We start from the raw sequence: 19,625 nt of genomic DNA on the forward strand, positions 1-19,625 counted from the left end.
GGAGGCTAGTTATATAGCCTTAGCAGGTTCAGTTGGCGAAATATTGAGTGAAATTGGCCAAATATGAATTCTTTATTTTTTGAAGATGCCTAAAAGCCTAAGAAATAAATCTAAGGCTTTTTATTTTTAATCTAGTTTTTCTTTTATAGCACTAAAAACTCTATTTAAGCGATTTTTAGTGTCATTAAATAATTCATAATTTATTTTAGGCATAAATTCCTCATCAAAATACCTGTTTTCTATATATTTTGTATATCTTATTTCGATTTGTATGGCTTCAACATTTTCTATTGAACTATAATGATAGGTAATATACCCGCCTCTTAAGCCTATTTCATCAACCTTTACACTGAAGCCTTCATTTACAAAAGCATTATATACAATATCTAAAAATTCTTTTGAACATGTTTTCCCGTAGCGAGTTCCGAGTACTACATCTGCTGTAGATTGATGATAAAAGCTGTGAAGATCAAATAGGTATACTTTATTTTTATTATTTAAAATATTGCTTATTTCATTGAGTAAGCAAGAATGATATGGCTTGTATATTTTTTCTATTCTATTTTCTATTACATCACTTTGCAATGGTTTGTCATAAATTTCTTTATTAAACGTGGTTTTAAAATAAACTAAGGATTCAGTATACTTTTCATGATTGTCTTTATATTCAGGCTTTCTATTAACATCTATTACATATCTACTGTAATTAGCCGATATTGAAGTTATATTTAGATTTGTTAAAAAATCATACAATTCATTTAAATACCAATCGTTATTTGCAAGTATTACATTCTCCTTAATACTTTTTTTCATTTCTAAAGTAAGGTTATATGAGCTGTGAGGGAGGCTTGTAAGTATGCTAGAATAATTCGTATACTTTTTTAACTTCACCGGATTAATTGCCAATTGAATCACATCTTTTCTATTTACAGATTTTATAATAAGTAAATTATACTTCCAATATAAAATTTTTACAAAGCCCACAATGTTTAAACCTTGAATAAATGGTTAAATTAATTAATGACGGTACAAATAATTGTAAATATTCCTCTTTTCCAAGTACCAAAATATGAGTGAATTGCAAAGCTAAGTTCGGCAGGAAAAGAGGTGGTAGAATGAATTACACCTTTTTTGCATTAATAGTTCTATGTGTAACAGCTAGCTTTATCTATTGTTGCAATGCTCCTTGCGTTTTGCTATAAGCAGGAGAAAAGTGTTGCTATGAGAAATAAAGCAAATGTTAATAAGGATGGAATTTCCACTGAATTAGCAGTGTACGTAGATAACAAAAAAAGAAACAAAAAAGAAAATAACAAGTAGTTCTGCAAAACCACTTGTTAAGTAAACAATCTACAATTTACAATGATTAAGCCGATTACAAACTTTGCAATCCACTCACCTTATATTATGTCATACTTTAATAAGAAATATACAAAACACAATTATTTTAGGCTATGTTTTAAATAAGTGTTGATTTTTGCAATTATTTAAAACATAGTTTTTTATTTTAATTCACAGCTCAAATCAAAACTAAGAAGTATAATTTATTTATACTATTCATGAAGGTGATGATGAGATGTTTGAATGGCATAGGACAATACAGAAAATGATAAATATTATTGAAAGTGAGCTTTGGCAGGATGCCAGTGATGAAATTGCGTTAACTACCATTTCCCAAAAGCTTGGATATTCTAAGTATCATGTGGCAAAGCAATTTAAGGCGCTTACAGGTATAACATTTAGAAATTATTTAAGACTTAGAAGGCTTGCTTATAGTGTTATTGAGCTTAGGGATACAAGAGAAAGGATAATAGACATTGCTATAAAGTACAGTTTTTCATCTCAAGAGGCTTATACAAGAGCTTTTAAAGCTACATATGGAATAACACCAAATGAATACAGAAAAAGAAAAATGCCACTAGTGCTTAAAAATAAGCAGAACATCTTTGATCCATACTATTTAGGAATAGGAGAGAGCAGTATGAATAAAAATGAATTACAACAAATTTCTATTAAGGAAGTAACACTTCCAGCACATAAGTTTTTGTATATAAAAAATATTGAAGCACATGACTATTTTGGATTTTGGAAGCTTCAAGAACAAGTTCCAGGACAGGATTGTAACACAATTAGCGGTTTACTTGACAGTATTAAAGGTGCACTTGATAGCATTACTGGAAAAATTGGAGAGTTTGATGGACAGATAGGCGGAATATTTTATGATGAAACAGGTAAAAGTGGATATGCATATGGTATACGTTTGCCAGCTGACTATAAAGGAGAGCTTCCGAGTCAAATGATTTGCATAGATGTGCCAAAGAGGAATTATATAGTATTTTCACATGGAACTTTTGATTACGAAAAAATTGGAGCAAGTGTTTGTAGGGCTGTTGATGATGCTTTTAATAATTATGACTTTGAGGTTAATGGATATATTCAGGATAAATCGGCTGTTGTTTACCAAATTCACAATCCAGAACGTGTTGGATATAGATTATACGTACCTGTAAAGGAGATGAAGTAGTATGCTTATAACTTTTGAAGAAAAATGTGATGATATTATTTTTAGAGTTTCGAAATTTCATGAAAAGTATGAAAAAATTCTAAAGATGTGCTTTTATGAGGCGGATGGCGAGAGCTATATCAAAAAATTCTCTAAAGACATTAAAAATATTGATAAAATTAAAGCTAATTATAAAAAAAGTGCAGAGAAAATGTTCAGTCAGCTAGGATATTTTGAACCAATTCCATGGGAAGACGCACTTTTGGAATTTGTAAAAAGGCTAAATGGTAAAGGAGTAGATTGGTGGTTAACTGGCAGTTGTGCTGCATGTATAAGAGGAATACCATTAAATCCTCACGATGTTGATATCATGATTGATTCTAAATATGTTTCCGAGATAAGTGGAATTTTTTCGGATTGTTTAGTCGAACCAATAGTAGATACTAAAGGCTGGGTAACTAAGGATTTTGGAGTGATTTTTTGCCATGCAAGAATAGATATAGCTTCTGATCCTAGCGAATGTTTGGATGAACCAGAGCCTTCAGATTCTGGACCATATGCAAAGCAGCATCTTGAAAGAATTAAATGGAAAGGCTATGAAATTAAAGTTCCTCCTTTAAATTTACAATTAAGTGTAAATAAAAGAAGAGAAAGAATGGATAGGGTTAAGCTTATTGAAGAATATATAAATAAAAATATTGCAGTTCATGAAAAGATAATGTAATATAAAAATATAAATAAACTATGTTAACTAATGTAGTTTATATTCAAGAAAAGGAAGTGCATTTGTGTGAGTGTGGTTTTTAACTAAGTAAATAAAATTAAATTCTTAAAAAATTTGAAAAAATGCCTATTTAGTTAGGCTTATTTGTTGATGGATTTTTTAAGATGAACTTAGTTAAAAGAAATTCACAGGTAAATGCTTATATAAATTTATAGGTTTATTTAGGTTATGATAAATCTAGGCTATAAGTGAAGAATTCTTTGCTTATAGCCTTTTTGTATATAAAAAAGAGTAAAGAGTAGATATTTATTTTTTTGCTAGGTCATTAAAAAAAGTCCTTCAACCAGTTAATTGGAGGAGAAAGAAATTGAATAATAAGTCAAAGGAAATATTAGAATTTTATAAGATAAAGGACGAATTAAAAAGCTTTGCTTTATCGAATATTGCAAAGGAGAGAATTGAAAAGCTTGAGCCTAAGATTCAGGAAGGAACTATAAAGCTTGCACTAATGGAAACTACAGAGGCTAGAAAAATAGTTGATATATCTTCAAGCATACCACTAAATAGCCTTAAGGATATGGATAAAATTGTAGCTAAACTTGAAAAGGGAGCCATATTAACACCAGAGGAATTAGAAGCTTCAGCTAGTTTACTGCATGATACCGCTAAGGTTAAAAAATTTATGAAGGATAAGGAATATGCAGCACCAACCATATCTAGATATGCTTATTCTATTTGCGAACTAGCTGGAGTAAGAGAGGAAATTGAAAGATGTATAGTTCATGGTGCAGTAGATGATAAGGCTTCCAATAAGTTGCAGAAAATAAGAAAAAAAATTTATATATTAGAGGATAGAATTAAAAGTAAATTAGACAGTATTTTAAGAAGTGATAAATATAAATCCTATATTCAGGAGGCAGTTGTAAGCCAAAGGGATGGAAGATACGCTATACCAGTAAAAAGTCAATATAAGCATTATATGGATGGAGAAATTCATGATAAATCTCAAAGTGGCTCCACTGTATTTATCGAACCAGCGGAGGTTAAAAAGCTTCAAAATGAACTTAATGAGAATAAAATCGAAGAAGAAAAAGAGGTCTACAGGACACTTTCAGAGCTTACTGCGGCCGTTTATGATAATATAAAGGAATTTAAAATTAATCTTGAAGTTATGTCTAACTATGATTTTATCTTTGCTAAGGGTAAATACAGCAAAGCCATATCTGGAAGAAGTGTAGAACTTAACACTAGAAATTATATAAATTTGAAGAAGGGAAAACATCCACTTTTGGGTGATAAGGCAGTGCCTTTAGATTTTACCATTGGTGAGAATTACAGAGGACTTGTAATAACGGGACCCAATACTGGTGGGAAAACTGTCACCTTAAAAACTGTTGGACTTCTTACGATGATGGCTCAAGCAGGACTTCACGTGCCCGCAGCAGAAGGAAGCGAAATGGCAATATTTCAAGATATATTTGTGGATATTGGGGATGGCCAAAGCATAGAACAAGATCTAAGCACCTTTTCTTCTCACATAAATAATATTATTTCTATATTGGACTCTGCTGGAAGAAATGATTTGGTTATTGTAGATGAGCTTGGGCAAGGAACGGATCCAGGAGAGGGTATGGGAATAGCAGTTGCAGTGCTTGAAGAATTATATATAAAAGGAGCAACCATATGTGCTACTACTCATTACAGTGAAATAAAAGAATTTGCAGAAAAGCATGAGGGTTTTGTAAATGGTTCAATGGGCTTTGATATTAATACTCTAAAACCATTATATAAATTAAGCATAGGAAAAGCTGGCGAAAGTAATGCATTTCTTATAGCTTTAAGGCTTGGAATGGATAAAAAAATAATTGAAAGAGCACATTTTGTAACCTATAAGGAAGAGAAAAGCTACGCGGATGTAAAACCTTATGAACAGGTAAAAAATGTTGAGGAAAAGGAAGCTCATAAAAAGCAGGTTCGTGAATTTAAAGCATCAATAAAAAAAGAGGAAGAGAAGAAGCTTGCTAAAAAGGAACCTGATTTTAAAGTAGGTGACTGTGTGTATATTTCTTTTATGAAGCGAACAGGTATAATTTGCGAGGAACAAAATAGTAGAGGTGAATATGGCGTTATGGTCATGAAACGCAAAATTAAAATAAATAGAAAGAGACTATCACTTTATATTGATAAGAAGGAATTGTATCCAGAGAATTATGATTTTGACATTATATTTAAGAGCAAAGAATACAGAAAAAAGGATAAGCTTATGAGCAAGCATCACGTAGAAGGAACGGTTTTGAAGGAAGAATAATGGGGCGGTAGCACTAAAAATTGTTAAATCATCCTGCAATACACTTACCTCGCATTACACAGTGTTTAAAGAAAATTTTTCTCCGTTTCTCTGTGAAAAATACATTGTAAAAATGGTTAATAAATAGAGGTGATATATGGTATTAACATTTAATTGGGTACAAAGTTTTAAGTCTAAAATTCCGTAGGCACGGAGGAATTTTCTCCTTGCACTACCGTGGGAGCGAAGTAACAATACTGAAGGAATGATTTAAAAAAATCCTAATAAAGCTCGACTTAAAAATCCTAAAATACTTAGATATTTCAATCTGCTTGAGCAACGCGAGTTATTGAAATATCTTAGAATTTTAGGATTTTTGAGTCTTAGCTTTATAGGATTTTTTTAATGTGACGAAGCATTGTTACTTCGCAATTTTTTTAAATTATAAATGTGAACTTGTCTCCTATGCAGAGCTGCTGACAGAGGTTAGTAATAGTATCATCTGCATTATGTATGATACTATTAATTCTTAAAAGTGGATATCCTCTGGAAATTCCTAATGTTTTAGCTTCTTTAGTATCTGCAAATACAATGTCTAGTGTTTTCCTAGAGTGATCTAAAATTATATTGTGTTGTCTCAAAATGTTGTACAAGGATGTGTCATTTAGATTTTCTCCAAATAAAAATGAAAAGGATTCAGGAAATTTATTAAATTCTAATAACACAGGCTTGCCATTTGCATAACGTACACGCTCTAATACCAGAATTTTTTCGTCTTTATTAAGTGACATTTGCTGTATATCTTTTTCAGACGGCTCTTCAAGGGCAATCTTTATAATTTTAGCGCCTGGAATTGCGTTCATCATTTTACACATTTCAGAAAAGCCTAAAACACCGTTTGTTATTCCGCGCTGAAGTTTTTTCTCAGCAACAAAAGTACCTTTCCCTGATTTGCGCTCTAAATATCCTGATTCGGATAGTTCAGAAAGAGCCTTGCGGACGGTTACACGGCTTACATTATAAGCTTTGCTTAATTCATTTTCTGTTGGAAGACGACTTCCAGCAGGTCTTTGACCACTATCTATTTCTTGCTGCAGCTTTTTTTCTAATTGTTTGTATAAAGGTGTAACAATTGTATTATTTAGTTCCATATATAACCTCCATACGAATGCATAAATTAATTACGTATTTATTATAATACAAACACAAAACATTGTATATACCTTAAAAAATAAAATTTTCCATTGACATAATGTATTATATTGTATTATGATTAATTCAGAAACAAATAAAGACAATAGAGCAAAGGAGAATGAGTAAAATGGATTATAGTAGTAAAGATATTAAAAGCATTATTTCTGAAATTCTTGAGAAAAAGAAAGCAAAAGGCGGAGTTAAGAGTATTTATTTTGTGGGATGTGGAGGATCTTTAGGAGCTCTTTATCCAGCAAAAACTTTTATGGAAAAAGAATGTACTTCAATTAAATCTGTATGGATTAACAGTAATGAATTCGTTCACAGTACACCGAAGGATTTTGGTGAAAATTCAATAATTTGTTTGGCATGTCATAAGGGAAATACACCAGAAACAATTGCGGCTGCAAAGCTTGGTAAAGAAATGGGAGCAGCTGTTATTATTCTAACATGGCTTAAGGAATCAGAAATCATAGAATTTGGTGATTACATTGTTCGTTATACCTTTGATGCTAGTCCAGATCATCTTAAAGGAGATATTGACTATTCAGGTGAAAAGACAATATGTGCTCTTTTAGTAGCAGTAGAGCTTTTAGCACAGACAGAAGGATATGAAAACTACAATAAATTTTATGAAGGCACTGGAATGATTACCAATATCATAAGAAATGCTCGTAATCATGTTGCAGAGAGAGCAGCTAAATTCGCTGAAAACTATAAAGATGATTCAGTTATTTACACTATGGGAAGTGGTGCAAGCTATGGAGCTGCTTACATGGAAAGTATCTGTATCTTTATGGAGATGCAATGGCTTGATTCTAGCAGCATCCATACTGGAGAATATTTCCACGGACCTTTTGAAATTACTGATGCAAACCGTCCATTTATGATTCAGATTTCTGAGGGTTCAACACGTGATTTAGATGAAAGAGCTCTTAAATTCTTAAATACCTATGCAAAACGTATAGAAGTATTGGATGCTAAAGAACTTGGTCTTTCTACAATTGATGCTTCTGTTGTTGATTATTTTAATCATTCATTGTTCAATAATGTGTATCCTATATATAACCATGCACTTGCAACAAAACGTGAGCATCCATTAGCTACGCGCCGTTATATGTGGAAAGTGGAATATTAATATTAAAGCGGTAAATACTTACTTCCAGGGATTATGGAATCACTATGCATATAAATAAAAGTAGTATTCAAAATACTTTTATTTATATTGCAAAGCGTGAAAGTTCTATTTATGGAGCAGTTTTTTGTGTCTATATATTAAAACGATTACATGAAAATAGGAAACAATAAGTGATGATTTTAATTGTATATTAAATAAACATTAAAATCCAATTGACAAAAGCATATACAGGGTATACTATTGTATTAAATACAAAACGATACAGTACAATACAAAACGATACACAAAAGAGCTGAATTGATTTTGTATTACTAAGAATGTGCGCACCATTCTTAAATAATAATATTTCTTGCAATAAGGAATAATAAAATTAATTTAACATTGAGGAGGATAAATCTATGTTTTGGGTAGAGTTAGTAATCGTTCTTGCCATTATTTTTATAGGTGTACGAATAGGGGGTACATTCTTGGCAATGGCTGGTGGGCTTGGAATGTTAATTATGACATTTGGTTTACATGTAGCACCAGCTGATCCGCCTATTACAGTAATTTTGATTATGATTGCAGTTATTTGTGCCGCAGCTACAATGCAGGCATGTGGGGGATTGGATTTTTTAGTTAAGATAGCGGAAAAGATACTTCGTAAAAATCCTAAGATGCTTACAATTTTAGCACCAGTTATTGCTTATATTTTTACGTTTATGAGTGGAACAGGCCATATTGTATATAGTTTGCTTCCGGTTATTAATGAAATTGCCATTGATACAGGAATTCGTCCAGAACGTCCAATTTCAGCATCTATTGTTTCATCACAGCAGGCTATCACAGCATGTCCAATTTCAGCAGCAACTGTAGCGGTATTGGCGTTTATGTCTAAATCACACTACACTTCGGTTAATATTTTTACATTACTTGTTGTCTGCATTCCAGCAACCTTAGTTGGAACCGTTTTATGTGCATTATCAGTGTTAAAGAAAGGAAAAGAATTAGCAGATGATCCTGAATTTCAAGCTCGTGTAGCTGAAGGAAAGATTCAAGATTTTTCTAAAGTAGAAAGAGATGAAAAACCTACTACTAAAGAAGCAAAGATTTCTGTAATAATATTTTTAATTGCAATGGTTAGTATTGTATTTTTAGGAGCACAAAGTAAGCTTCTTCCAGTATTTGCACATAATACAAAGTTACCACTTACAACTGTAATTCAAATTTTCATGCTTACAGCTGCAGCTGTTACAGTTCTTGTAACTAAACTTGATAGCGGAAAAGTTTTAGAACAGCCGGTATTCACCACAGGAATGTTTGCAGTAGTATTAGCTTTTGGTCTTTGTTGGTTAGTAAATACCTTTATTGGTGATCAAGCTTCCTTTATCACTAAGAATATGTCTGTATTAACAAATAAATATCCATGGATTTATATAATAGCAGTTTTTGTAGTTGGTGCAATTACTACCAGTCAGTCTTCTACAACAATGATTATGGTACCAATTGGTATTGCATTAGGTCTTCCAGTTAATATCATTATCGCAGGTTGGCTTGCTTGCAGTTCAAATTACTTTATTCCAGCATCTGGACAGTGTGTTGCTGCAATAGCATTTGATTCTGCTGGAACTACAAAAATAGGTAAATATGTATTGAATCATAGTTATATGCTTCCAGGATTGGTATGTACAGTAGCATCTGTAGTAGTGGCTTTGGCACTTGGTGCAATCGTTTTTTAGTGTAGTATAAATAAATATAAGCTAATTATATCATAAAGTTTAGGTTATGGTATAAGAAAGTAGAGGAGGCTGTGTATATGAAATTTGCTCCTATGAGTTATCATTATTTGCGTTACCCAATAGAAAAATTTCTTGATAAGGTAGAAAGATCTCCATTTGATAGTATCGATCTTTATTGTTCAGCACCGCAATTAAATATTTTTGATTATTCACTTGGAAAACTAATTGAATTAGATAAAAATATTCGAAGAAGAAAACTAAATGTAATGGCAATTACACCTGAAAACTGCACATATCCTGTTAACTTTTGCACACCAGATATTATTACAAGAGAATCAAGTATTCGTTATTATCAGAGGGCAATAGATACAGCTGAATTTTTAGGATGCAGCAATGTTCAAATTAGTACAGGGTTTGGATATTTTGATCAGCCAAGAGATGAAGCGTGGAAGTATTGTCAGGAGTCATTAGCTCAGGTTATAGCTTACTGTGAAAGAAAAAACGTTAGACTAATTCTTGAGGAATTAAAAGCAACAACAACTAATGTGTTGATTTCAAGTAAGGATATTTCAAATATGATTCGTGAAATCGATTCACCGAATATTGTGGGGATGATAGATTTAGATCAGATGACATATGCAGGAGAGACAATTGACGATTATTTTGATAATCTTGGCGAAAAGGTTCAGCATATTCATTTTAATGATAGAGGCCATACGGTACCAGGAGATGGAGATTTTCCAATGAAAGAATATTATAGCGCACTCAAAAGAAGAGGTTATACGGGGAATGTTTCTTTTGAAATTTGTGACAGAAGATATTATTGCGATCCTGATAAGGCTATTGATGATATTATTTCTTGGATGAAAGAGAATACAAATGAATTAGAGTAGATTTGCTAGTTTCTCTTTTGAATAATTTAAATACTGCTATAGAAGGAGAAGAAAAATGAAGAATTATAAAATTGTTGCTATTGGCGATAACGTCTGTGATAAATACCTTTCAAGAGGAAAGATGTATCCGGGAGGACAGTGTGTTAATACTTGTGTATATGGAAAAATGAATGGAGCGGAGACAGCATACCTTGGAAAGTATGGAAATGATGAAGTGGCAGAATGTGTGCAAAGTACATTGAAACAGATAGGAATTGATGATAGCCATTGCCGTCATTATGAAGGAGAAAATGGATTTGCTTTAGTTACTTTGAAAAATGCTGATCGTGTTTTCCTTGGTTCCAACAAAGGTGGTATTGCTAAAGAGCACTCTTATAATTTTGATGAAAACGATTTTCAATACATTAAAAAATTTAACTTGATTTATACAAATTTAAATAGTTATATTGAAGATAATTTGAAGGAGCTTCATGCAACAGGAGTACCAATTGCTTATGATTTTTCTATGAGATGGACAGATGAATATCTCTTGAAGGTATGTCCATATATTGATGTAGCAATCTTATCATGTGCTCATTTGACAGCCGAGGAACGAGAAAAAGAGATGAAAAAAGTTCAGAATTATGGAGTTAAAATAGTCCTTGGAACAATAGGGGAAGATGGATCATATGTACTTTATGATGGTGAGTTTTTATATACTACTGCTATTATGGCTGCGAATATTATTGATACAATGGGTGCAGGAGATTCATATTTTTCAGCCTTTCTTTGCTCACTTTTACAGACCTCTGAAACAGGAAAGTTAGTTGAAGGAACAAAAGAAAGCATGAAGATAAGATTAGAAAGTGCTATGAAAAGCGGAGCAATATTTGCAGCTAATGTGTGCGGTATGGAAGGTGCATTTGGCTACGGAGTTCCAATCCAAGGAAAAACTGAAATATAAAAATGTAAATTTAAAAAAGGGGAAATGAAAAATGAAACCAAATATATATGAGAATAATGAAGAAGGAATACTTTGCGTATACAAAAATGAAAAATGGCTTGTTTCTATTAAAAATTGGAAGCCAGATAATGATATTGCAGGGATAGCTCATTTAGAAATCCATCACTCAACAGATGAACAGTTCATTTTGTCGGCTGGAAAGGCAATATTAATTACTGCAGAAAGAGAAAATGATAAATTTAACATTGAACTAACTTTAATGGAAAAAGGAAAAGTGTATAATGTTCCTGCAGAGTGCTGGTTCTACTCTATTACACAGAAGGATACAAAAATGATGTATGTACAAGATTCAAATTGTTCTATGGATAATAGTGATTTTTGTGATTTGTCTAAAGAAGAAATTGAATATATTCAAACTAATGCTCGTAAACTTTTTGAACAATAGGCGAGTAGATTATGAACAAAAGATTTGTCTTGTTTGATTTTGATGGAGTTATTGCAAATACAGAGGAAAGTAATGCAAGATACTTTGAGAAGGCATTAGCTTCATTTGATATTTACCTCTCAGAAGAGGACAAGCATAAACTAATTGGAACTAAGGATACTGAAAATGTAATCCGATTGCTTTCAAGAGCTCATAAAAAGGTTACATTGGAAGAATTGCAACTAAAGAGAAAAGAGATAGGAAACACATATGAGAATAGTGATATTTCTCCTATGCCAGGGTTAATATCATTAATTGAAAATTTCCGAGAAAAAGGCTTCAAAATAGGAATTGTATCTTCTACTTCTACAAGATTAATTATTATTGCATTAAATCGCATGAAAATGATAAATTTATTTGATGCTATTATCTGCGGTGATATGTGCACAAAAGGCAAGCCAGATCCAGAAGGCTATAAAAAAGCAATGTCGCTATTAAATGCAAAGCCAGAAGAGTGTATTGTATTTGAAGATTCAAAAGTGGGAATCCATGCTGGAAAAATGGCAGGAGCTCAGGTTGTTGCATATAGGGGATCAGGAATTGCCCAAAATGTTGAGGAAGCAGATTTTGCAATTGATTCCTATGAAGAATGTAAAAAAATTTTGGATGAAATAACTATATAGATAAGTGTATTTTACAGACCTTTTGGAAAGTAACCAAGAGGTCTGTTTATTTTTTGTATTGATACCAAATTGAAAGTTAGAATTAATGATGTTAGGATAATATGTAGATGCGAAAAACTAACTATAGATGAACAACTTGGAATATTAAAATTACAATCTCCAAGTTTATCCTGAAAAACTAAGGTGTGGTTTAGAGCACAGATTACAGTGAAGGATGATTTTTCTCCATTAACTGTCAATTGTCCTCTGTCCATTGTCAACTGATTAAGGCATATAAAATATTACTTTTAAAATTATAACATTAGCTATTTTAAGCTTTCAGCTTGTTTACCTATAAGTAACATCTATAATGTGAAAAGTGTGGATAACCTTTGATTAAAAATGAGAAGCTGTGGATATTTATTGTGAAAAACATGGAGGGATATTATGATATTTAAAAGCCTAGAAACAGAAAGATTAATTCTTAAAAATATAGCCGTGGAGGATAGAGAGTTTATATTTAGCCAGTTTTCAGACCCTGTAGTGACTAAATATTTATTTGATAGGGAGCCTTTAACTGATATAGGGGGAGCAGATGAAATACTTGAGCTTTATTTATCACAGCCGGAACCACATTTGCATCATAGATGGATTTTGGTGAGAAAAACCGATGGAGTAAAAATGGGCACATGTGGAATTCACAGATGGGATCAAGAAGCTGGTACTGCTGAAGTTGGGTACGACCTTAAAGAGGAATTTTGGGGAAAAGGTTATATGCAGGAGGCAATGAAAAAAGTTATTGAATTTGCAGTAAATGATATGCACGTAAAGGAGATAAATGCTTTTGTTTATAGTAATAATGAAAAATCAAAGCAGCTTGTAGAAAAACTTGGCTTTGTTGTGTCAGGTTCAAGCTATGAAGTATTTAGAGGGAATAAATATCCTCATAAGGTGTATACACTTTATGTAGAGAAGTAACAATGCTGAAGGAACGATTTAAAAAAATTCTAATAAATCTTGGTTCAAAAATTGTAAAATGCTTAGATATTTCAATTGTCTGAGTATTTTTTCAGCGAGTAAACATGCACGGGGCATGGGCTAATATATAGATGACTAATACAAGTTAAAGAAGGATAATGGGATTACATCCCAAACCCCGTATATGATCGTTATCCTTCTATAACCAAAAGCAAGCACTCGCTTAGAATCACCACTTAGATTTATAGGACTTTTTTTAGCGCGACGCAGCATTGTTACTTCGCATTATTTTTACAACAACTCTTTTTTCTTAGGTGCTTGCACAGCATCAGTAACTTCAATGCGAACTTTATTAAAGGTTTCAACAAATTCATCTACGGACATTGATTTGATATCGTAATGCCTGTCTAAATAAAACATGGTCAGCTTATCAATACGCTCTGCGAGATAGGTATGATCGTGCACATTGAAATTCAATTTAAACACCTCCCATATATTTTATTATTTAATTAGATGTTTTATGGTAAATTAAATATTATATTTTGTTACAAATCCTGTTGCAGCAGCTTTTTTTATGAATGTGGTAAGGTAAATGAAATTCACAAATAAGTAGGAAAATATCATATAAATAAAGTGTAGAGATAATTTGTTCATCTATAGTGAAACTAGTTTAACTACAAACTATATATGCACCATAATCCCTTGAACATTGGTATTTTGGAACATAAATAGTTTGAGTTTCGCGGTAGTTTCACTATATAAAAGTGTAAAGGAGTAGTTTACCATGGCTATAATTGTTCCTTCTATAATTCATAGAGGAAATCCTGTTGGGATTTTATATAGAAATCCCAGCTTAGGTCATAGCGCATGTAACCAAAGTGATAGATGTCTATATTCAAACAATCAAGGTGCGTGCTATTGTGTTCATAATGGAGTTTTTTATGCTGCTTTGTATAGGAGAAATGGAGTATACCATTATTATAGCAGCATAAATCCAGCGCATGGTACTCTTGTTCAGGTGATTTTAAGACATTGGAGATTTAGAACAGGAACAACCACACCTTGTCTTGAAAACCTTGCAATTGGAATGATTGCAGAAGTAAGAAGAACTCAGCCTATACCATCTCCTTCTAATTTAGGTTGTGTTATGCATCCAGCTTCTGGTTCCCTTATTGCTAGGACTGGTACCCCGGTAGGTGTTTATTTTAACGAAGGAGCAGGGCGTGATATTAAAAATGGAGTTTTCCTGTACTGGACAAGTGGAATTAATAGGTATTGTAGACTTTACAGTAATGACAAGCCAGTTAGCGTTAGATATGCCCATTGGATTATAGTTGCAAGTGGTAATGGAGTAGCTATGAGGCTTACTGGAAGAACAAGAACAGGAATAATAAGAGTTCTGCGAGTTTCTACAAGCCAAACTATTCCTACACCATGTAGTTAAGATAACTTTTATAAGGGGTAGAGTGAAGAAAGCTCTACTCCTTTAATTCAACCAAATACTTTATATCCAAATTATATATTTTTAAAAAGAGTTTTTTATAGAAATTACTAGGTTTAATTATAACTTTAATGGATGGCGATATAAAATATTAAATTGGAGGTTTTTATATTTGGGGAATTGATATAATATGTATAGATAAACCATTTGCAAGTGAGTGATTATATGAACATTAGTATTAAAAGGAATAGTAAAATTTCTATATATATTCAAATTAAAAATCAAATAAGGGATATGATTTATTCTAAAATGCTACCCAAAGCTTATGTGCTGCCATCAGAAAGAGAACTTGCAAAAACATTGGAAGTCAATAGAAGCACAGTAGTTAAAGCCTATCAAGAGCTTAAGGCAGACGGGCTTATTGCTTCAGAAATTGGAAAAGGAACTTATGTTGTTTTTGGTGATGACAAAGCTCATAATCCTAAAAGATATTTAGCATGGGATGAAATATACAGCGAGAGCTCTAAAAATAATTATGATGATGTTATTAGCAGAATAATGAATATTAATGATGACGGTAAGACAATTTCCTTTGCTGGTGGTATTCCATCACCTAATTTGTTTCCCAAGCATGAGTTTCATGAAATTCAAATTGATTTGTTAAAAAATGAGGCTGAAAATATATTTTTGCATAGCCCTGTAACAGGAGATAAGAAACTAAAAAAAGAAATTAAAAGATTAATGCTAAACAGAGAAGTTAGGGTATCAACTGAGAATATAATGGTTACATCAGGTTCTCAGCAGGGATTAGATTTGATTGTAAGGACTTTTGTAAATCCCGATGATGTAATTTTAGTAGAAGAGCCTACTTTCTTTGGAGCCCTTCAATTATTTCAAATGTTAAAAGCCAAAGTTATAGGTGTTCCTCTTGATGAAAATGGAATTAGGCTTGATGTACTGGAATATTTAATAAAAAAGTTTAATCCCAAATTTATATATACTATTCCAAATTTTCAAAATCCAACTGGAATTACTATGGGTTTAAAAAGAAGATATGAGCTTATGAAAGTTATTGAACAGTATGGTATCCCTGTAATTGAAGATGATCCTTATGGAGAAATAAGGTATGAGGGTGAAGAACTGCCACCATTAAAAGCACTAGATAAAAATAATTATGTTATATATTTAAGTACATTTTCAAAGACTATATCATTAGGTTTAAGAGTTGGATGGGTAGCTGCACCGGAGAGGGTGATAAATAAATTAAGTTTGTTTAAACAGCTAACCGATTTACACGTAAATACCTTAAGTCAGCACATGGTGTGCGAGTTTTTGAGACAAGGCTACTATGAAAAACATATTATAAAAGTAAGAAGTGAATACAGGTTAAAAAGGGACTTAATAATTAAAGAATTGAATAATAATTTTGAAAAAATACAATTCTATAAGCCTCAAGGTGGATTTTACTTGTGGTGTAAATTCTTAGATGGTATTAATCTGAATTTATTATTGAAAAAAGCAATAAAAAATGGAGTGAATTATACCCCGGGAAATTTTTTTTATAGCAGAAGCGAGGATAAAAGTAATTTTATCAGATTGAATTTTACTTATCCACAAAATGAAGAGATAACTGTAGGTATAAAGCGATTAAGAGATAGTTTAAAGGAGATGTTTTAGATTGAAAACAATTGGATTAATTGGAGGAATGAGCTGGGAATCATCACTGGAATATTATAAAATCATAAATGAAACTGTTAAGTCAAAATTAGGAGATCTTCACTCTGCAAAGTGCATAATGTATTCTGTGGATTTTGAGGAAATAGAGCTTTTGCAGCATCAAGGCAAATGGAAAGAGTTAACTGATATTATGGTTGCTACGGCTAAAGCTCTTAAAAGTGCAGGAGCAGACTTTATTGTAATATGTACTAATACTATGCATAAAATGGCAGAGGATATAGAAAATGAAGCTGGAATAAGGGTCTTACATATAGCAGAAGTGACTGGAGAAAAAATAATTGAAAAGGGGCTTAAAAAGGTTGGACTTCTTGGAACTAAATTTACTATGGAGCAGGATTTTTATAAAAAGGTACTAAAGGACAAGTTTAATATTGATGTAATTATTCCTGAGGAAGCTGATAGAGAAATTGTCCATAAAATTATTTATGAAGAACTTTGCAAAGGTATATTAAAGGATACTTCAAGAGAGAAATATAAAGAAATAATAAGCAAATTGCAAGCAAAGGGTGCTGAAGGAGTAGTTCTTGGATGCACAGAAATACCGTTATTAATAAAACAAAAAGATGTTTCTGTTCCAGTTTTTGATACAACAACAATACACGGAGTTGCTGCTGTGGAATTTTCAATTACGGAGTAATAGTGTTTTGAAACATTAAATAAAAGTTATAAATCTAAAGAGATTATTTTTTAAAAAGCTAAGAACTTTCAATAACTTGAATTATTTAGACAATTAAAAGTTCTTAGCTTTTTTTAATTTTGCGATATATTTATTGTTTTTAGTAGAGGAGTTTTACTGTAATATAGTATATAATTAGACTAAGTAGGTTTTATTGGAAGATTATTGTGATGGGGGAGTTAAATTGAAAATACTTAGGAGAGCAATCATTATCATTTGCAGTGTTTTATTAATACCTTTGATAATGTCTAGTATACCATCAGCAAAGTATTTTGATAGTACTTGGAAAAGGGAAATGACGGCTGATAATGCAAAGGTTATAGAAGTAAATAAAAAGTGGAAAATAGACAACGCTTATATAATAATTCAAAGAGTGATACTTACGGATAAACATGTATACATAAGGTCGAGATATGTTTCATTTGAGCAAGGATGGAGTTTCCCGCTTGAAACTATAGAAATATATGATGATAAGGGTAAGAAATATATGCACGTTGCTAGCACAGGTGAAGGAAAGCTTTGGGGAGAAGAAGAAATGGCCGAATATGAAAAGGTTCCTAAAAATTGCAGGGAAATAGTCCTAAAGCTTCAGCATTATGATAGAAAAGCGGAACTTAAAATACCCTGCAAAAGAGGTGGAAATATATGAGCTTAAGAAAGAAAATATTTGCTGTGCTTGAGTGGATAGTAGCAATTATTTTATTATCTATATGTGTACGTTACTATATATTTTCATACGGAAGTTTTTCTGCTATTGGAGCCTATAAGGCATCGGAAAGAACAATGCATTATGGACCATCAGAAATAAAAAAGGTTATTGATGTAAAGAATGGTAAAGTGTATTTAGGAAAGTATAAAAATTGGATTTCAGCAGCTCCTATAGAAAAGAGATTTATAAAGTGGTATCCTGGCAGTGGCGGTGAAGGATGTCCAATAAAATATTCTGATAAAATTTCACAGTTTATGGATTGTACATCAATGGGACATAATTCATTTATATGCTCAGTTTTTGGATATGTAAATGATCCTAATGTAAAATCGGTAAGTTTACAATTTCAAGCAAATAGAAAAAAGAATACAATGAAATACAAAATTACTTCAGATAAAATGTTTATATTTTGCTTAGAGAATAATTTACATAAGTACAAAGTAACTTCACTAAAGGGATTGGACAAGAATGGAAAAGTTATATACGAAAATGATTATAAATAATGTAAATTGAGGTGGACAAAATGAGAATTGTGCAAGTTAATCCACACACATTAGATGCGTTAAAAATGATGGAGGAATTATCAGAAACCTTAAAAGATATAACAGGTAATAGTGGAAAAAGTTCTTTTAATGCTTCTGATATTTCTGATTCACGAGCTATGTTTGTACTAGCCTATAGCGAGGAAGGTGGACCTATTGGCTGTGGTGCCATAAGCCTTATTGATGAAAGCACTGCTGAAGTTAAAAGGATGTATGCTAAGAATAAAGCTAAGGGTGTTGGGACAAAAGTTTTGTGCTATCTAGAAGGGCAGGCACAAAAGTTAGGTTACACTAAGCTCTGGCTTGAAACTCGATTGGTAAATGAAAAGGCCGTAGCATTTTATGAGAAGCGGGGATATCATAGAATACCTAATTACGGTAAATATGCTGATAGACCAGAGGCAGTTTGCTTTGAAAAATTTGTGAAGTAACAATGCTTTTTTAAATTGTTCCTTCAGCATTGTTACTTCACTCACATGGTGGTGCAAGGAAAAAATTCCTTCGTACCTAAGGAATTTTGGCATGAATCTTTATAGTACATTATTTAAACAATTTATTATAATTTTTATGGGGGTGAATAAGCATGGTTTCTTTAATAGTTGGAGCGGCTTTTATTATTTGTGGTTTTATTTTAATGAAATTTCCACCTAAAAGTATAAATGATATATATGGGTATAGGACATCTTTATCAATGAAAAATCAAGATACTTGGGACACAGCACAAAAGTATGGTGGATACAGTATGATAATGCTTGGAATTGCTAATGGTATTTTTGGAATTTGGGCAGCTATTCAGCCATTAACTGTTAACGGTTTAGCTGCACAAATGATATTCTTAGTAATAGGTGCTATAGTTATGCTTGTTGCCGATGAAAAACATCTAAGTAAAATTTTTAATAAAGATGGAAGTAGAAAAAGTTATGTGAAGTAACAATGCTTTGTCGCATTAAAAAAGTTCCTTCAGCATTGTTACTTTGCTCCCACGGTAGTGCAAGGAAAAAATTCGAGGCCACTGAAAAACTAGCTGTTTTTTAAGAAAAAAATGTTTTAAAAAAT

General features: G+C 32.0%; 20 protein-coding genes. 17 read left to right on the forward strand and 3 right to left on the reverse strand.

Translation table 11 applies throughout. From position 1 onward, the window contains the following. Positions 1-126: 126 nt before the first annotated feature. Positions 127-984: an N-formylglutamate amidohydrolase gene (locus ACJDT4_RS11435; RefSeq protein ID WP_406787700.1), complete on the reverse strand. Its 858-nt coding sequence runs from the start codon at positions 982-984 to the stop codon at positions 127-129. A gap of 592 nt (positions 985-1,576) precedes the next feature. Between ACJDT4_RS11435 and ACJDT4_RS11440 the strand changes: the two genes are divergently transcribed. The 3 genes from ACJDT4_RS11440 to ACJDT4_RS11450 all read left to right on the forward strand — a co-directional run bounded on the left by ACJDT4_RS11440 (position 1,577) and on the right by ACJDT4_RS11450 (position 5,535). Further along, positions 1,577-2,524 carry a helix-turn-helix domain-containing protein gene (locus ACJDT4_RS11440; RefSeq protein WP_406787701.1) on the forward strand — a complete coding sequence of 316 codons (948 nt, stop codon included), beginning with the start codon at positions 1,577-1,579 and terminating at the stop codon, positions 2,522-2,524. Position 2,525: 1 nt separating this feature from the next. Next, entirely contained in the window at positions 2,526-3,227 is a 702-nt protein-coding gene (locus ACJDT4_RS11445) for a nucleotidyltransferase domain-containing protein (protein ID WP_406787702.1), read from the forward strand. Positions 3,228-3,594: 367 nt separating this feature from the next. Further along, the gene (locus ACJDT4_RS11450) at positions 3,595-5,535 is read left to right on the forward strand and encodes an endonuclease MutS2 (RefSeq protein ID WP_406787703.1); all 1,941 of its coding nucleotides are present in this window, start codon (positions 3,595-3,597) and stop codon (positions 5,533-5,535) included. Between the two features lie 416 nt (positions 5,536-5,951). Here ACJDT4_RS11450 and ACJDT4_RS11455 read toward each other — a convergent pair whose 3' ends face one another. Beyond that, on the reverse strand, positions 5,952-6,665 hold the full coding sequence (locus ACJDT4_RS11455) for a GntR family transcriptional regulator (protein ID WP_406787704.1): 714 nt from the start codon (positions 6,663-6,665) through the stop codon (positions 5,952-5,954). Between the two features lie 170 nt (positions 6,666-6,835). Between ACJDT4_RS11455 and ACJDT4_RS11460 the strand changes: the two genes are divergently transcribed. The 7 genes from ACJDT4_RS11460 (at position 6,836) to ACJDT4_RS11490 (ending at position 13,464) form a co-directional block, all read left to right on the forward strand. Next, the gene (locus tag ACJDT4_RS11460) at positions 6,836-7,846 is read left to right on the forward strand and encodes an SIS domain-containing protein (protein ID WP_406787705.1); all 1,011 of its coding nucleotides are present in this window, start codon (positions 6,836-6,838) and stop codon (positions 7,844-7,846) included. Positions 7,847-8,244: 398 nt separating this feature from the next. Then, entirely contained in the window at positions 8,245-9,564 is a 1,320-nt protein-coding gene (locus ACJDT4_RS11465; protein ID WP_406787706.1) for an anaerobic C4-dicarboxylate transporter family protein, read from the forward strand. A gap of 77 nt (positions 9,565-9,641) precedes the next feature. Then, positions 9,642-10,457, forward strand: coding sequence for a sugar phosphate isomerase/epimerase family protein (locus ACJDT4_RS11470; RefSeq protein WP_406787707.1), 816 nt, complete (start codon positions 9,642-9,644; stop codon positions 10,455-10,457). Between the two features lie 55 nt (positions 10,458-10,512). Beyond that, positions 10,513-11,400 carry a fructoselysine 6-kinase gene (locus ACJDT4_RS11475; protein WP_406787708.1) on the forward strand — a complete coding sequence of 296 codons (888 nt, stop codon included), beginning with the start codon at positions 10,513-10,515 and terminating at the stop codon, positions 11,398-11,400. A 31-nt stretch (positions 11,401-11,431) separates the two neighbouring features. Next, positions 11,432-11,845 carry a cupin gene (locus ACJDT4_RS11480; RefSeq protein ID WP_406787709.1) on the forward strand — a complete coding sequence of 138 codons (414 nt, stop codon included), beginning with the start codon at positions 11,432-11,434 and terminating at the stop codon, positions 11,843-11,845. Positions 11,846-11,856: 11 nt separating this feature from the next. Then, on the forward strand, positions 11,857-12,507 hold the full coding sequence (locus tag ACJDT4_RS11485; RefSeq protein WP_406787710.1) for an HAD family hydrolase: 651 nt from the start codon (positions 11,857-11,859) through the stop codon (positions 12,505-12,507). Between the two features lie 426 nt (positions 12,508-12,933). Continuing rightward, the gene (locus ACJDT4_RS11490) at positions 12,934-13,464 is read left to right on the forward strand and encodes a GNAT family N-acetyltransferase (protein WP_406787711.1); all 531 of its coding nucleotides are present in this window, start codon (positions 12,934-12,936) and stop codon (positions 13,462-13,464) included. 291 nt (positions 13,465-13,755) lie between these two features. On the opposite strand, the gene ACJDT4_RS11495 is transcribed toward ACJDT4_RS11490, so the two are convergent. Beyond that, on the reverse strand, positions 13,756-13,941 hold the full coding sequence (locus ACJDT4_RS11495; RefSeq protein ID WP_406787712.1) for a hypothetical protein: 186 nt from the start codon (positions 13,939-13,941) through the stop codon (positions 13,756-13,758). A 307-nt stretch (positions 13,942-14,248) separates the two neighbouring features. On the opposite strand from ACJDT4_RS11495, the gene ACJDT4_RS11500 reads away from it, so the two are divergent. From ACJDT4_RS11500 to ACJDT4_RS11530, 7 genes are all read left to right on the forward strand, one after another. Further along, complete coding sequence (locus tag ACJDT4_RS11500) at positions 14,249-14,908, forward strand: hypothetical protein (RefSeq protein WP_406787713.1); 660 nt, start codon at positions 14,249-14,251, stop codon at positions 14,906-14,908. A gap of 222 nt (positions 14,909-15,130) precedes the next feature. Next, positions 15,131-16,582 (forward strand): MocR-like pyridoxine biosynthesis transcription factor PdxR, encoded by a 1,452-nt coding sequence (gene pdxR, locus ACJDT4_RS11505; RefSeq protein ID WP_406787714.1) that lies wholly within the window; start codon positions 15,131-15,133, stop codon positions 16,580-16,582. 1 nt (position 16,583) lies between these two features. Further along, a complete protein-coding gene (locus ACJDT4_RS11510; protein WP_406787715.1) occupies positions 16,584-17,279 on the forward strand; it encodes an aspartate/glutamate racemase family protein in 696 nt (231 codons plus the stop codon). 223 nt (positions 17,280-17,502) lie between these two features. Next, on the forward strand, positions 17,503-17,967 hold the full coding sequence (locus ACJDT4_RS11515; protein ID WP_406787716.1) for a hypothetical protein: 465 nt from the start codon (positions 17,503-17,505) through the stop codon (positions 17,965-17,967). Continuing rightward, entirely contained in the window at positions 17,964-18,530 is a 567-nt protein-coding gene (locus ACJDT4_RS11520; RefSeq protein ID WP_406787717.1) for a hypothetical protein, read from the forward strand. Before ACJDT4_RS11515 ends, ACJDT4_RS11520 begins: the two co-directional genes overlap by 4 nt. A gap of 20 nt (positions 18,531-18,550) precedes the next feature. Further along, on the forward strand, positions 18,551-19,000 hold the full coding sequence (locus tag ACJDT4_RS11525) for a GNAT family N-acetyltransferase (RefSeq protein WP_406787718.1): 450 nt from the start codon (positions 18,551-18,553) through the stop codon (positions 18,998-19,000). Between the two features lie 152 nt (positions 19,001-19,152). Then, positions 19,153-19,500 (forward strand): SdpI family protein, encoded by a 348-nt coding sequence (locus tag ACJDT4_RS11530; protein ID WP_406787719.1) that lies wholly within the window; start codon positions 19,153-19,155, stop codon positions 19,498-19,500. The last annotated feature ends 125 nt before the right edge of the window (positions 19,501-19,625 follow it).

The organism is Clostridium neuense (assembly GCF_045310695.1).
Taxonomy (GTDB): domain Bacteria; phylum Bacillota; class Clostridia; order Clostridiales; family Clostridiaceae; genus Clostridium_S; species Clostridium_S neuense.